The sequence below is a fragment of the Rhizobium sp. CAU 1783 genome, from assembly GCF_054551725.1.
The window spans coordinates 1,003,772-1,016,548 of record NZ_JBTOLM010000001.1; the positions used below are offsets into that span (position 1 = coordinate 1,003,772).

Here is a 12,777-nt window from a genome sequence, read left to right on the forward strand (position 1 = left end):
TTGACGCAGCGCTGTAAAGAAGGCAGTTTTTGGTGCCTACCTTACCAATCGGGAACTGCCATGACCGTCGCCATCACCGGATTTGTCGCCAAGATCTCCGCCTATGGGGGTGACGGGCCGTCGCTGGAAAACTGCCCGGTGCGCACGGTCATTGACCATATCGGCGGAAAATGGTCCACGCTGATCCTGCTGGCGCTTTCTGAAAAGCCCTATCGTTTCGGGGAGCTGCGCCGCCTCGTGCCGGACATTTCGCAGCGCATGCTGACGCAGACGCTGCGCGATCTGGAACGCGACGGCTATGTGCTCAGGACGGTGTTTCCGACCAAACCGCCGAGCGTGGAATATCGGCTGACTGATCTCGGCCAGTCGCTGTTCAAGGCGCTGTGCGGACTGCTCGACTGGGCCGAGGCGAATTACATCGCCGTGAAGGAGGCCCGCCGGAGCTTCGACGAACGCAACGGCTGAGGTTTCACGCTCAGAGATCCAGCGTCCAGGTCTGGCCGTTCAGCTCCGGTCCGAACATCCTGTGCCGTTCTTCCGCGACGAGGCGAAAACCGGCGGAGACGTAGATGTGGCGGGCGGCATCGAGGACGTCGTTGGTCCACAGCGTCAGCTGGCGATAGCCGGCATTGCGGGCGAAGCGGATGCACTGCTCGACCAGGAGCCTGCCGAGGCCCAGGCCCCGGGCGGCTTCATCGACGTAAAGCAGACGCAGCTTGGCGACGCCGTCGCCGCCATCCATGACGAGCACCGAGCCGATGCGGACGCCGTGGCGTTCGGCGATCCAGCAGTGATCGCGCCGGGCGTCGAAGTTTTCCAGGAAACGGGCCGCGACATCGCTGACCAGGGCTTCGAACTTGCCGGTCCAGCCGAGCACATTTGCATAGAATTCCGTCTGGGACTGGATGATCCAGCCGAGATCGCCTGGGCTATGTGGCCTGAGGAGCGGCGTCGCACTGGCGGAGGAGGGGCTGATCAGCCGGGTGATCGTCGCCATCGCCTCGACCAGGCTTGCGCGTTCCGCCGGCCCGAGCGCGGCGACCATGTCACGCAACTGGTCGCGGGAAAGCTCGCCCAGGGCCTCGAATTCAGTCCGTCCGGCGGCAGTCAGGGCGAGCCGCTGGCTGCGCCGATCGGACGGATCGGGTTCGACCTCGACGAGGCCCCGTTCCCGGAATTTCCTGAGGATGCGGCTGAGATAGGCCGGATCGAGATGGAGGTCGCGGACGAGGTCGACGGCGGCGACCTTTCCACGGGCGCCGACCTCGTAGACGACGCGGGCCTCGGTCAGCGTGTAGTCACCCTTCAGATAGGCGCGGTCCAGAACGCCGATCCGGTCGGTGTAGAACCGGTTGAAGGCGCGCATGGATTCGATGGTTGAAAGATCGACGGTTTCGAGCATGGACGGACCTCATGATTGGTCCGTTCCTAGCAGGAAAAGTGGCTTTGCGCAATTATATGGTTGACTAGGTCAACTAAATTGCGATCCGCATCGGTTCTGCCCTCAGCGCGAAATCAACAGCGGCGCGAGCATGGATCGCGGTGGAATCGAAACCGGGAAGGGCCAGCGCATCGGGGTCGAGGAGAAGGCAGATTTCGGTGCAGCCGAGGATCACGCAATCGGCGCCGGCCGCTCTGGCCTTGTCGATGATGGCGAGGTATGCGGCACGGGCGGTTTCGGTGACCTTGCCGGCGCAGAGTTCGTCGAAGATGACGTCGTGAACGATCGTGCGGTCATCGGCATCCGGAACGAGCGGTTCGAGGCCGAGGGCACGCATGCGGTCGGTGTAGAAGCCGTGTTCCATCGTGTAGCGGGTGGCGAGCAGCAGGGGGCGGCGGAAACCGGCACCTTTGATCGCGGCTGCCGTTTCGTCGATGATGTTGAGAAGCGGGATCGACAGGGGTGCGGCCACGCCATCGGCGACGAGATGCATGGTGTTGGTGCAGATCAGGATGCAGTCTGCGCCGGACCTCTGCAGGCCGAGGGCGCAATCGGCGAGGCGCTTTTCCGCCAGATCCCAGCGGCCGGCCTTCTGCAGATCGACGATCTCGGCGAAATTCACCGAATGCAGCAGCACTTCCGCCGAGGCGATGCCGCCGAGTTCCGAACGGACCATCTCATTGATCATGCGATAATAGACTGCGGTGCTTTCAAAGCTCATGCCGCCGATCAGGCCGATTGTCTTCATCTCTGTTCCCCTTGCGAATGCGAGGATTATGGCCGAGCCACCGGACAATCGGTCGGCGTTTTTCGGAATTCGCCCCAACAATCGCGCCGCCGAATTGCGCAAAAATGATAAATTGTGCATCCATGGCGCGTCAGAGTTATTTTTAGTGGGACTGAAATGCTGGATGATCGCGATCGGAAGATTCTGGATGCACTGCAACGCGACGCGTCGGTGCCTGTCGCCGTGCTGGCGGAAAACGTGGCGCTGTCGGCTTCCGCCTGCTCGCGGCGTATCCAGCGGCTGGAAGAGGCCGGATATATCGAACGGCGGATCGTCGTGCTGGACCGGGAGCGGGTCGGTGTGCCCACCACGGTCTTCGCCCTGGTCAAGACGGCGCATCACTCCGACGAATGGATCGAGAGCTTCCGTCGCGCGATCAGCGATCTGCCAGAGATTGTCGAGGCGCATCGGCTGACCGGTTCCTACGACTACCTGCTGAAGATCGTTCTGCCGCGCGTCGAGCATTACGACGTCGTCTACCGCCGCCTGGTGAAGCGAATCGAGCTGTTCGACGTCTCGGCCTTCATCTCGATGGAGACGCTGAAGTCCGGCGAGGCGGTGCCGGTCGACTATGCGGTCTGAGGTTTACTCGGGTTTGGGAAGGGACCCGTCGGCGAGGCACTTCTTGAGCGGCAGGAGCTTGACGCCGTAGATGGCGGTGATGCGGCCGGCGGCGCTGTCCTGCGGGTCGGCATTGCGCTCGGTTTCGGCCTGGATGCAGCCGCAGGTGTAGCCGTAATTGCCGTTCGAGGCGACATAGTCGCCGGTCGAGATGTCGGGGAAGTTCTCCATGCCGAGCGGCTCCTCGTCGGAGCCTTGGGTCATCAGGACCCACATGCCTTCGCTGTCGTCCAGCCAGTAGTTGCCGGGGGTCGGATTCTGGATCCAGCCGCAGCGGTTTTCCTTGGCGAAGGAAAGCTGCGGAGCGGCAAGAAGCGAGAGGCTGAGGGCGATGGCAAGGCGGAGCGGCTGCATGTGGTTGATCCCCATAGGCGTTGTCGCCCATGCATAACGCTGAACCGCGCGGCGGCCAAACGCCAAAAGTGGCACAACGGCCCGTTGCGCAAAATTAAAGCCCCGGAGCTTGCGCTTCGGGGCCTTTGGCAGAGATCGTAACCGATTACTTGTCGGTCGCGACGGCACGCGAGACAAGTTCAACCGTGTGATCGGCGTTGACCTTGTAGATCTCGCGCACTTCCTCACCGTTCGGACCGTAGAAGGTGTGGAAGAAGTTGGAGCCGACGGGGGACTTTTCGAGCTGGGCCTGATGGCCGCCATAGGTGATCGAGCCCGGGATCGGCTGGATCGCGAAGGCGGACGAGGCGCCGGCGAGCGATGCGAGGACGGCGGTTGCTGCAATGATGGTCTTCATGATGTGTTGTCCTTTTTAATCCAGTTGGGGTGCGGGGCAGGTTATGCCTGCCCGCAGGTGTGATCAGGTTATTCCTGGCTGGAACGCGTGCCGACCGAGACGCCGTGGTCGCCGTCGAAGCCGTAGATGGCGTTGAGGTTCTTGCCGTCGTAGCTGTGTGCACCGTTGGCCGAGATGGAGCCGACGATGGTGTTGTCGACGTAGCCGTAGGAGGACTGGGCGCGGAGATCGGGGCCGTTGGTCGGCTCGCCTGCGAAGGCGGACGAAGCGAGAGCGGCGACGACGGCGGTTGCTGCGATGATGGTCTTCATGATGGTGTGTCCTTTTTAATCAGGTTGGGGTGCGGGGGCAGGCAGTGCCCGCCCGCCGGTGTGACCAGGTTATTCCTGGCTGGAACGCGTGCCGACGTTGACGCTACGGTCGTTGTCGAAGCCGTAGATGGCATTGAGGTTCTTGCCGTCGTACTTGTGCGAGCCGTTGGCCGAAATCGAGCCGACGGTCGTGTTGTCGACGTAGCCGTAGGACGACTGGCTGCGGGTGTCGGGGCCATTGGTCGGCTCGCCTGCGAAGGCGGACGAGGCGAGGGCGGCGACGACTGCGGTGGTTGCGATGATGGTCTTCATGGTATGTCTCCTGGGTTTTCTTGCGTTCTATGATGGCTGGATGCGCATCAAATCATCTTAGGGTTGTGGTCGCAGGGTGAATTCATCCTGCTGCTTTTGCGGCGGCTACTTGTCGACGGATACCCGCGACACTAGCTCTACGGTTCGGTCCGATTTGACCTGGTAGACTTCACGCACTTCCTCGCCGTTCGGGCCGTAGAAAGTGTGGAAGAAGTTCGAGCCGACGGGCGCCTTTTCGAGCTTGGCCTGATGGCCGTTGTAGGTAATAGAGCCCGGGATCGGCTGGAGAGCGAAAACGGCGGGGGCAGCTGCGAGGGTTGCCATCGCTGCAATGACGGCGATCTTCATATTAAAGTCCTTCAGCATTTTCAGTTGTCTGCAATCGAACTGTTCGGTTCGATGATCTGTATTTGGTCCCTTTCGAATGAGAATGCAAGAGCGAATTGCGCGCAATCGAACTGTATGGTTCGACTACTTGCAATCTTTTCTCGCGCCATTAGTGGCTATAAAAATCAAGCTAAATCAATGCGATATGACATATTCATCTTCGTGTCTCCGATGGCGAAAAAAGTTATGAATCACTACTTTCAATAAAACGTGATGGGGGTTCGGGAGGGGGTGAACGGTCTGTCGTCGAAACTGGCGAAAACCGCTTGACGCGGCGGAGTTCGATCTTTAAACAGAACCGTACCGTACGGTACTTGAGAGATGTCGATCGTGCAGACCGAAACCGCCACCGCCGAATTCACGCCGCGCCAGAGCGCCGTACTCGCCGAAGCCCTGAGGCTCCTCGTCGAGGGCGGTGACAAGGCGTTGACGACGGCGGGCCTTGCGCGAGCGGCCAATTGCTCCAAGGAAAGCCTCTACAAGTGGTTCGGCGATCGCGACGGCCTGTTGTCGGCGATGATCTCCTACCAGGCGAGCAAGGTGCGCACCGTCGAACGGGCGGGGGAGCGGCTCACCGCGCCGAGCCTCACCGAACATCTCGAAGTTTTCGCTCATGACCTGCTCGAGGTTTTGGCCGGCGACGTGTCGCTGGCGCTCAACCGGCTGGCGATCGGCCAGACCAATCGCGACGGTTCGAAGCTCGGCACTCTGCTTCTGGAGCGCGGCCGCCGGCAGATCGATCGTCGTGCGCGCGCCCTGCTCGATGCCGGCCAGCGCGACGGACTACTGCGTTTTTCCGATGGCGAGGACGCCTATCGGACCCTCTACGGCCTGATTGTCTCGGACATGCATGTGCGCATGCTCCTCGGCGACAAGCCGCAGACGAAGAGTTTCTCTGCCCGGGCGGAGAAGGCGGTCAATGCCTTCCTGATCCTCCACGGCACGGAAAAGGTTCTGGCCGGTCGCGACGGGACCACCCGTTCCGGCTCGCCGGCAAACGACATTCACCACAACCGACAAGCATAGGGAAGGAACATACAATGCGCGTCTATTACGATCGTGATGCCGATCTCAATCTCATCAAGTCCAAGAACGTCGTCATCGTCGGCTACGGCTCCCAGGGCCGCGCCCATGCGCTCAACCTCAAGGATTCGGGCGCGCAGAACGTCGCGATCGCGCTGAAGGCCGGTTCGCCGACCATCAAGAAGGCCGAAGCCGACGGCTTCAAGGTCATGACCGTCGCCGACGCCGCCAAGTGGGGCGACCTCATCATGATGGCGACCCCGGACGAACTGCAGGCCGACATCTACAAGGGCGAAATCGCCGGCAACATCCGTGACGGCGCAGCCATTGCGTTCGCCCACGGCCTCAACGTTCACTTCGGCCTGATCGAGCCGAAGGCGACCCTCGACGTCGTCATGATCGCGCCGAAGGGCCCGGGCCACACGGTTCGCGGCGAATACCAGAAGGGCGGCGGCGTTCCCTGCCTCGTTGCCGTTCACCAGAACGCTTCGGGCAACGCGCTGGAACTCGCGCTCTCCTACGCCTGCGGCGTCGGCGGCGGCCGTTCGGGCATCATCGAGACCAACTTCCGCGAAGAATGCGAAACCGACCTGTTCGGCGAGCAGGTCGTCCTCTGCGGCGGTCTGGTCGAGCTGATCCGCGCCGGTTTCGAAACCCTGACCGAAGCCGGCTACGCTCCGGAAATGGCCTATTTCGAGTGCCTGCACGAAGTGAAGCTGATCGTCGACCTGATCTATGAAGGCGGTATCGCCAACATGAACTACTCGATCTCGAACACTGCAGAATGGGGCGAATACGTCACCGGCCCACGCATCATCACCGCCGAGACCAAGGCCGAGATGAAGCGCGTCCTGCACGACATCCAGACCGGCAAGTTCACCTCGGACTGGATGCAGGAATACCGCGCCGGTGCTGCCCGCTTCAAGGGTATCCGCCGCATGAACGACAGCCACCAGATCGAGGAAGTCGGCACGAAGCTCCGCGCCATGATGCCCTGGATCGGCAAGAACAAGCTGGTCGACAAGGCTCGCAACTAATTGCGGCCTGCCGATCCCGGTCATCCTGGCATGGGCGCCTTCGGCGTCACGGGATCGGCAAGAACAGACTGGTCGAGAAGAGCCGCAACTGGTTGCGGCTTGCCAATTGAGCTTTGCTATCGAGATCCCCGGCGCAATGCCGGGGATCTTGCGTTTGGGCTGTGCTCGGTCAGGCCGGGAGGCGACGGGAGCCGCCGATGATGACGACGAACAGCAGCATGGAGACGATGGTCAGGATCGAGCCGATCGCGGCCAGTGCTTCGGTCTTGCCGAGCACGGCAAGCGCGATCCCGGGGCCGATGAACCAGACGCCAAGGGTCGCCAGCCCGACATGGACCCGCGCGAGCCTCTGTTCCGCCGCTGCCGGCACCACGTGGTAGAAGAAGCCGTAGACGAACATCGACAGCCAGCCCAGCAGATTGATATGGGCATGGGCGGGTGCCAGAACGTAATCGTGGCTGATGGCCATGTAGATGCCGAGCGTCATGCCGACCAGCGCATAGAGCCCGGCCGAAAGACAGCAGAAGAAAGCCAATCCTCGCATTTTCATTTCCCCCTTCTTGTCGCCCCTGAGGCGTGATGGACGCAAAGCCCGTGTCGCCGGGCTTCCTGGCGCCCGAGAGGGTGTGCGGGTGATCTCCCGCAAGGGAAAGGGCGGCGAGCATCGAGCCCCTTAGCACGCCATCGATTTCTTGCATTTGTCAATTGCACGAGGTGCGCAGACGCTTACCGTGCTCCGTTTCGGACGGATTGGCGGCAAGGATCGGCGTGAAGTCGGGCGTCGGGTTACGGCCTAGCAGCCGTTTTCCGCGCGAATCGAGCGGACATAGTTACGGCCATCGCGCTTGGTCGTGGTGACCGTCGCGCGGCCGTCGCATCGTCCTGCGGTGCTGGTGAAGGTGTAACGGACGGCGAACCGGTCGGGGCCGAGGGCCTTCACCGACTGGAGCCTCAGGGGCTCGGACAGGCTTCCGTAGAACCTGCCGAGCGCTTCTGGAGAGAATGGGCCGGTCCGCGTCTTCTCCGGGATGACGAATCCGGCGGCGAGCTTGCCGTCACCGGTTTCCAGGGCACGGTAGAAGGCCTCGACCACGGTTTGAGCGGTGCCATAGCCGGCCGTCGGATCCGCAGTCTCATCGTCTGGCTTGATCGCGGTCACCCAGGCGACAAGTGGCCGGTGGTGGTGGCCGGTCATGGCGGGCATCGGATCGCGCAGGCTGACGGTCACGCGCTCATCGCGCAGTTCCTGCATGGCCCTGGCGGTCTCCTTCGTTTCGACAAGCTGCACTTCGCCAAAGCGATAGGAGGGATCGGCGAAGTCGGCGTCTCCGGTCAGGCAGATGTCTTCGTCGAGGGTCAAGACATAACCCGGTTCGGGCGTGTCGCCTTTCTGGACGTCCTCGAAGTTCGGAGCACCGGCAAAGATGCGGTGGGTGAGAAGCCCGGTCAGGCGTTCCGGTTCGCCCTTGCTGACGTCGAAGCATTCGGCGAGCGCCGGGCCGCCGGATGTGAGAAGGAGGAGGCCGCAGAGAAGCAGCTTGTGCATGGCGAGGCCCTGGCGTTCACGAGATCTCCGGGACACTAGCAGAATGGCATTTGCCGGCACCAGACCTATCGCGCGGCCGGTCCGATGTCCGATGCGGTGCTGGCGCCTCGCGTCCGTTCAGGCGCGGCGACGGCCGGTGCGATCCTGGAGGACTACATCGTCCGCATGGCGGACGCGGTCGCGGCCTTCGGCCTTGGCGGCGTAGAGGGCAGCATCGGCCAGCGACAGCAGGCCTTCCTCCGTCGCGACCTCGTCGTGTTTCTTGCTGGCGATGCCGAGGCTCGCGGTAATCGCAGCGGGCTTGCCGGGCAGTTCAGAAAGATTGATCGTGCCGATGAGGATCCGCATGCGCTCGGCGACCAGCCGCGCCGTGCGGGCATCGGTGTTCGGCAGCAGCAGGGCGAATTCCTCACCGCCGTAGCGGGCGATGACGTCTGTCGCGCGCACACCGCTTTCGATCATCGCCTTGCCGACTGCCGTCAGACAGGCGTCGCCTGCGAGGTGGCCGTAAGTGTCGTTGAAGCGTTTGAAGTGATCTACGTCAATCAGCACGATCGAGAAGGGCAGGCCGCTCCCGTTGGCGTTGGCGAGAAGCTCGGCGAAGCTGCGGTCGAGATGGCGGCGGTTCGGCAGGCCGGTCAGGCCGTCCGTCAGCGCGTGGCGGGCGAGACGCTCATTGGCGTTGCGGAGCTCGGTATTGGTCCTTTCCAGCTGCCCGAGGAGCTGGGTGCGTTCCACGTCGGCTTCCATCTGGCCGAGACGCAGGCTGATCAGGCGGCGGAGATAGGCGAGCTGGAAGAGCACAAACATGGCGGCGATCGGCACCATCAGGTAGTCGCCTTGGGCGACCGTCATGCCGAGCAGCATCGACAGCATCAGGGCCGACTGGGAGAGCGCCGGCAGCGGCGCCATGTAGGCGCGTGAGCTGGCCGACTGGATCATGACGCAGCCAACGGTCAGGATCGTCACGCGCGCTTCGGGCGACGCATCGACGAGCAGCAGGCTGAGGCACAGGCCCCACAGGAAGCCGGAGCTTGCGGCGGCCAGCCAGAAGTTCGCCAGCCAGCGGTCGAGGGAGGCATTCGGACCGCGCTGGACATAGGCACGATAAAGGACGTAGCGCAACAGGAGCTGGAGTGCGAGGGCGCAGATCGAGCCGGTGAGATAGGCCGGCGGACCCATGAGGTAGGTGTTGAGGATCGTCAGCAGGATGGCCACGGCGGCCATGACATGCGGCCAAATCGCGAAAAGATCATCGAGCACAGACCAGCAATAGTGTTCGGCGCCGTATTCGCGGCCAATCACGGACTGCAGAAATGGATTTTGCGGTGCTGACATAAGATCGCGTCGTTGGTCTCTTCTTGCTCTTTGTCTATTCCGCATTTCTAAACAAAACCCTCCCGTTTCAGAGGGTTTGGCAGGAAATCAGGGGTGAAATCTGACCATTTTTGGCACGCGCGACCGAAGTGTTCGTTTTCGTGTGTCTATTTGAACGGATCTTGCTCGTCCGCGTTCTTCAGGTCGGAATTGTTGCGTGCCATGATAGGTCAGTAATGTTGACATATCGGGTGCCCTGTGGTCAGCTTCACGCATTCAAAAAGACCATTCGAGGAAATGCCGATGCTGAATTGGGACCATATCTTCGCCACGCGTTCGAGCCGGATGCGCGCTTCCGAAATCCGCGAGTTGCTGAAGCTGCTCGACCGTCCGGACATCATTTCGTTCGCCGGCGGCATTCCAGACCCGGCGCTCTTTCCCGACGAGGAATTCAAGGCGGCCTATGCCGACATCTTCGGGGGCGAGCAGGGCAAGGCGGCGCTGCAATATTCGGTCAGCGAAGGGTACAAGCCGCTGCGCGAGTGGCTGCAGGGCGAGATGGCCAAGATCGGCGTGCCGTGCAGCGCTGACAACATCTTCATCACCTCCGGATCGCAGCAGGCGCTCGACTATCTGGGCAAGCTGTTCCTGTCGCCGGGTGACACGGCGTTGGTCAGCTGGCCGACCTATCTCGGCGCGCTGCAGGCGTTCAACGCCTATGAGCCAAATTATGATCAGCTGACATTCGGCAACCGGACGCCGGAGAGCTACCGGACGGCGGCCGAAAACCTCGGCGGGGCGGTGAAGTTCGCCTATCTCTCCGCCGATTTTGCCAATCCGACCGGCGAGACGGTCGACCGGGCAGGGCGCGAGCGGCTGCTCAAGCTGGCCGAGGAACTCGACATCGCGGTTATCGAGGATGCCGCCTACCAGTCGCTGCGTTACGACGGCGAGCCGGTGCCGCCGATTCTTTCGCTCGAGATCGCCGAGAAGGGCTCGATCGAGGAGACGCGGACAATCTATTGCGGGAGTTTTTCGAAGACGCTCGCCCCGGGGCTCAGGGTCGGCTTCGTCGTTGCTGCGACACCGGTCATCCGCAAGCTGGTGCTGATGAAGCAGGCGGCGGACCTGCATTCCTCGTCGATCAACCAGATCGCGATCGCCCATGTCGCCGAACGTCATTTCGATGCGCAGGTGGCGAAGATCCGCAAGGCCTACAGTGCGCGGCGGGACGCCATGCTTGCGGCCCTCGAACGCTACATGCCGGCCGGCACCGTCTGGACGCGGCCGGAGGGCGGCATGTTCATCTGGGTGACACTGCCGGAGGGCATCGACGGCGCCGAGCTTCTCGCCCGTTCCATCGAGACAGAGAAGGTCGCCTTCGTGCCGGGTCAGGCCTTCTTCGCCGACCGCTCGGGCGCAAATACGCTCAGGCTGTCGTTCTCCTGCGCCAACGAGCAGATGATCGACGAAGGCATCAAGCGCCTCGGCCGGCTGGTCGGCGGGGCAAGTGCGATGGCGGCGGCCTGAACATGCAAGGGGCCGCGCATGACACGGCCTCTTCACGTCTACCTATGAGACCTGAGAGCTCTCCATCGGCAAGACGAGTTTCCGCGTGATGCCGATCGCCTGCAGGAAGGCCGTGTCGTGGCTCACCACCAACAACGCGCCGTCATAGGCCCGCAGCCCCGCCTCGACGGCTTCGATCGAGTCTATGTCGAGGTGGTTCGTCGGTTCATCGAGGATCAGCAGTGGCGGCGGCGACGTTCCGCCGACGACACAGGCGACGCCGGCGCGCAGCCGCTGACCGCCGGACAGATCCGAGACCGTCTGCAGCGCGGCGTCGGCCCGGAACATGAAGCGGGCAAGAGCCGCCCGGCAGGTATTGTCGTCGGCGCCCGGGTTGAGGCGTCGGAAGTTGGCGAGGATCGACGTCGAGGGATCGAGCAGCCCGACCTGCTGGTCGAGCATGGCGAAGCCGACCCCGACGCTCACATGGCCGGACAACGGCGCCAGGCGACCGCTGATCAGGCCGAGAAGCGTTGTCTTGCCCGCGCCGTTCGGCCCGCAGATCGCGATGCGTTCGGGGCCGGTGACGGAGAAGGAAAGGTTCTTCAGGATCGGGGCATCGGCCGCGTAGCCGGCGCTTATCTCGGAAACCTCGAGAACGGTGCGGCCGGCCGGGAGGCCGGTCGATGCGAGTGTTACCGACAGCGGCGCTAGAACTTCGATGCGGGCGCGCGCCGCGTCTGCCGCAGCACGGGCCTCGGATTGCCGGTCTTCCGCCAGCCGCGCGTTTTTGCCGCTCGTTGCCTCGCTGCGCATCTTCAGGCCACCGGCCAGGATGCGGGGCATATCCCCCTTCAGCGCCTTCTTCTTGCCGCGGCGATCCCTGCGGGCCTGGCGTTCCGCCGTCTGCCGGGCGCTGTGGGCGAGGTCATCGAGCCGCCGCTCCGCCTCGTCGAGGTCCTTTCTCGATGCGGCAAGTTCAAGGGTCTTTCTCTCGCGGTAGAGGCTCCAGTTGCCCCCGTAGCGTGTCACGCCGAGCGATGTCAGTTCGACGACAGCGTCCATCGTGTCGAGCAGATCGCGGTCGTGGCTGACGACGATGGCGCCCTTGGGCCAGCTTGCCAGAAGTTCGATCACCCGCTTTCGCCCTTCGCCATCGAGATTGTTGGTCGGCTCGTCGAGGAGGATGAAGTCGGGCTCATCGAAGACGAGGGCGGCGAGAGCGGCGCGGGTCTGCTGTCCGCCGGACAGCGCGGCGAGCGGTGTCCGAGGTTCGGCATCGAGCCCAATTCCGCCGAGCGCCGTCTCGATACGGGTTTCGAGTGTCCAGTCGGCTCCTGCCAGTTCGTCGGCGGTGGCGTCGCCGGCATCGGCGCGTCGAAGGAGGTCGAGGGCTTCCCGGGCGCGAAAAAGGTCGGCCACGGTTTCTTCAGGGCCGGCCGCAAGCGATTGCCTGAGCCAACCGACGGTACCGCCGACGGCAACGGTTCCGGTGTGAGGGACGAGGTCCTGTGCAATCAGCCTCAGGAGCGTGGTCTTGCCCACGCCGTTGCGGCCGACGAGGCCGGCGCGTTCGGCAGTGAAGCTGAGATTGCAGTCGGAAAGGAGGGCGCGCCCGTCAGGCGTCGACCAGCCGAGATGGGAAAGCGTGATGGTGGCGGACATGGATATCGGGTCTCCGGAGGCAAATGCGGGCGGGCTTTGCGTTCGGGAGGAAATCCATGGCGGCACACAT

16 protein-coding genes are annotated in these 12,777 nt (G+C 63.0%); 5 read left to right on the forward strand and 11 right to left on the reverse strand.

Annotation, left to right across the window (positions count from 1 at the left end):
- The first annotated feature begins 60 nt into the window (after nt 1–60).
- Nucleotides 61–465, forward strand: a complete 405-nt coding sequence (locus tag ACX93L_RS04555; RefSeq protein ID WP_169587417.1) for a winged helix-turn-helix transcriptional regulator — start codon at nt 61–63, stop codon at nt 463–465.
- Between the two features lie 10 nt (nt 466–475).
- Here the strand turns inward: ACX93L_RS04555 and ACX93L_RS04560 are convergent, their stop codons facing one another.
- Nucleotides 476–1,402, reverse strand: a complete 927-nt coding sequence (locus ACX93L_RS04560) for a bifunctional helix-turn-helix transcriptional regulator/GNAT family N-acetyltransferase (protein WP_459403729.1) — start codon at nt 1,400–1,402, stop codon at nt 476–478.
- A gap of 73 nt (nt 1,403–1,475) precedes the next feature.
- Complete coding sequence (locus ACX93L_RS04565) at nt 1,476–2,189, reverse strand: aspartate/glutamate racemase family protein (RefSeq protein ID WP_459403730.1); 714 nt, start codon at nt 2,187–2,189, stop codon at nt 1,476–1,478.
- Nucleotides 2,190–2,345: 156 nt separating this feature from the next.
- Between ACX93L_RS04565 and ACX93L_RS04570 the strand changes: the two genes are divergently transcribed.
- Nucleotides 2,346–2,810, forward strand: coding sequence for an Lrp/AsnC family transcriptional regulator (locus ACX93L_RS04570; protein ID WP_459403731.1), 465 nt, complete (start codon nt 2,346–2,348; stop codon nt 2,808–2,810).
- A 3-nt stretch (nt 2,811–2,813) separates the two neighbouring features.
- On the opposite strand, the gene ACX93L_RS04575 is transcribed toward ACX93L_RS04570, so the two are convergent.
- The 5 genes from ACX93L_RS04575 to ACX93L_RS04595 all read right to left on the reverse strand — a co-directional run bounded on the left by ACX93L_RS04575 (nt 2,814) and on the right by ACX93L_RS04595 (nt 4,571).
- Entirely contained in the window at nt 2,814–3,203 is a 390-nt protein-coding gene (locus tag ACX93L_RS04575) for a DUF4087 domain-containing protein (protein ID WP_459403732.1), read from the reverse strand.
- Nucleotides 3,204–3,348: 145 nt separating this feature from the next.
- Nucleotides 3,349–3,600: a hypothetical protein gene (locus ACX93L_RS04580; RefSeq protein ID WP_169587427.1), complete on the reverse strand. Its 252-nt coding sequence runs from the start codon at nt 3,598–3,600 to the stop codon at nt 3,349–3,351.
- A 68-nt stretch (nt 3,601–3,668) separates the two neighbouring features.
- Nucleotides 3,669–3,911 (reverse strand): hypothetical protein, encoded by a 243-nt coding sequence (locus ACX93L_RS04585; RefSeq protein ID WP_459403733.1) that lies wholly within the window; start codon nt 3,909–3,911, stop codon nt 3,669–3,671.
- Nucleotides 3,912–3,980: 69 nt separating this feature from the next.
- A complete protein-coding gene (locus tag ACX93L_RS04590) occupies nt 3,981–4,223 on the reverse strand; it encodes a hypothetical protein (protein ID WP_169587431.1) in 243 nt (80 codons plus the stop codon).
- Between the two features lie 105 nt (nt 4,224–4,328).
- Entirely contained in the window at nt 4,329–4,571 is a 243-nt protein-coding gene (locus tag ACX93L_RS04595) for a hypothetical protein (protein WP_459403734.1), read from the reverse strand.
- A gap of 369 nt (nt 4,572–4,940) precedes the next feature.
- On the opposite strand from ACX93L_RS04595, the gene ACX93L_RS04600 reads away from it, so the two are divergent.
- Nucleotides 4,941–5,636: a TetR/AcrR family transcriptional regulator gene (locus ACX93L_RS04600; RefSeq protein WP_315853019.1), complete on the forward strand. Its 696-nt coding sequence runs from the start codon at nt 4,941–4,943 to the stop codon at nt 5,634–5,636.
- Nucleotides 5,637–5,650: 14 nt separating this feature from the next.
- A complete protein-coding gene (gene ilvC / locus ACX93L_RS04605) occupies nt 5,651–6,670 on the forward strand; it encodes a ketol-acid reductoisomerase (RefSeq protein WP_459403735.1) in 1,020 nt (339 codons plus the stop codon).
- 169 nt (nt 6,671–6,839) lie between these two features.
- Here ilvC and ACX93L_RS04610 read toward each other — a convergent pair whose 3' ends face one another.
- The 3 genes from ACX93L_RS04610 to ACX93L_RS04620 all read right to left on the reverse strand — a co-directional run bounded on the left by ACX93L_RS04610 (nt 6,840) and on the right by ACX93L_RS04620 (nt 9,554).
- The gene (locus ACX93L_RS04610) at nt 6,840–7,214 is read right to left on the reverse strand and encodes a hypothetical protein (protein ID WP_459403736.1); all 375 of its coding nucleotides are present in this window, start codon (nt 7,212–7,214) and stop codon (nt 6,840–6,842) included.
- Between the two features lie 249 nt (nt 7,215–7,463).
- Entirely contained in the window at nt 7,464–8,216 is a 753-nt protein-coding gene (locus ACX93L_RS04615; protein WP_459403737.1) for a hypothetical protein, read from the reverse strand.
- 117 nt (nt 8,217–8,333) lie between these two features.
- Nucleotides 8,334–9,554 carry a GGDEF domain-containing protein gene (locus ACX93L_RS04620; RefSeq protein ID WP_459403738.1) on the reverse strand — a complete coding sequence of 407 codons (1,221 nt, stop codon included), beginning with the start codon at nt 9,552–9,554 and terminating at the stop codon, nt 8,334–8,336.
- 282 nt (nt 9,555–9,836) lie between these two features.
- On the opposite strand from ACX93L_RS04620, the gene ACX93L_RS04625 reads away from it, so the two are divergent.
- Nucleotides 9,837–11,063, forward strand: a complete 1,227-nt coding sequence (locus ACX93L_RS04625) for an aminotransferase-like domain-containing protein (RefSeq protein WP_459403739.1) — start codon at nt 9,837–9,839, stop codon at nt 11,061–11,063.
- Nucleotides 11,064–11,105: 42 nt separating this feature from the next.
- Here ACX93L_RS04625 and ACX93L_RS04630 read toward each other — a convergent pair whose 3' ends face one another.
- On the reverse strand, nt 11,106–12,707 hold the full coding sequence (locus tag ACX93L_RS04630) for an ABC-F family ATP-binding cassette domain-containing protein (RefSeq protein WP_459403740.1): 1,602 nt from the start codon (nt 12,705–12,707) through the stop codon (nt 11,106–11,108).
- Nucleotides 12,708–12,777 lie beyond the last annotated feature (70 nt).

Coding starts and splice junctions, on each gene's coding strand:
- ACX93L_RS04555 (WP_169587417.1), top strand. CDS start 61: ATGACCGTCGCCATCACCGGATTTGTCGCCAAGATCTCCGCCTATGGG.
- ACX93L_RS04560 (WP_459403729.1), bottom strand. CDS start 1,402: ATGCTCGAAACCGTCGATCTTTCAACCATCGAATCCATGCGCGCCTTC.
- ACX93L_RS04565 (WP_459403730.1), bottom strand. CDS start 2,189: ATGAAGACAATCGGCCTGATCGGCGGCATGAGCTTTGAAAGCACCGCA.
- ACX93L_RS04570 (WP_459403731.1), top strand. CDS start 2,346: ATGCTGGATGATCGCGATCGGAAGATTCTGGATGCACTGCAACGCGAC.
- ACX93L_RS04575 (WP_459403732.1), bottom strand. CDS start 3,203: ATGCAGCCGCTCCGCCTTGCCATCGCCCTCAGCCTCTCGCTTCTTGCC.
- ACX93L_RS04580 (WP_169587427.1), bottom strand. CDS start 3,600: ATGAAGACCATCATTGCAGCAACCGCCGTCCTCGCATCGCTCGCCGGC.
- ACX93L_RS04585 (WP_459403733.1), bottom strand. CDS start 3,911: ATGAAGACCATCATCGCAGCAACCGCCGTCGTCGCCGCTCTCGCTTCG.
- ACX93L_RS04590 (WP_169587431.1), bottom strand. CDS start 4,223: ATGAAGACCATCATCGCAACCACCGCAGTCGTCGCCGCCCTCGCCTCG.
- ACX93L_RS04595 (WP_459403734.1), bottom strand. CDS start 4,571: ATGAAGATCGCCGTCATTGCAGCGATGGCAACCCTCGCAGCTGCCCCC.
- ilvC (WP_459403735.1), top strand. CDS start 5,651: ATGCGCGTCTATTACGATCGTGATGCCGATCTCAATCTCATCAAGTCC.
- ACX93L_RS04610 (WP_459403736.1), bottom strand. CDS start 7,214: ATGCGAGGATTGGCTTTCTTCTGCTGTCTTTCGGCCGGGCTCTATGCG.
- ACX93L_RS04615 (WP_459403737.1), bottom strand. CDS start 8,216: ATGCACAAGCTGCTTCTCTGCGGCCTCCTCCTTCTCACATCCGGCGGC.
- ACX93L_RS04620 (WP_459403738.1), bottom strand. CDS start 9,554: ATGTCAGCACCGCAAAATCCATTTCTGCAGTCCGTGATTGGCCGCGAA.
- ACX93L_RS04625 (WP_459403739.1), top strand. CDS start 9,837: ATGCTGAATTGGGACCATATCTTCGCCACGCGTTCGAGCCGGATGCGC.
- ACX93L_RS04630 (WP_459403740.1), bottom strand. CDS start 12,707: ATGTCCGCCACCATCACGCTTTCCCATCTCGGCTGGTCGACGCCTGAC.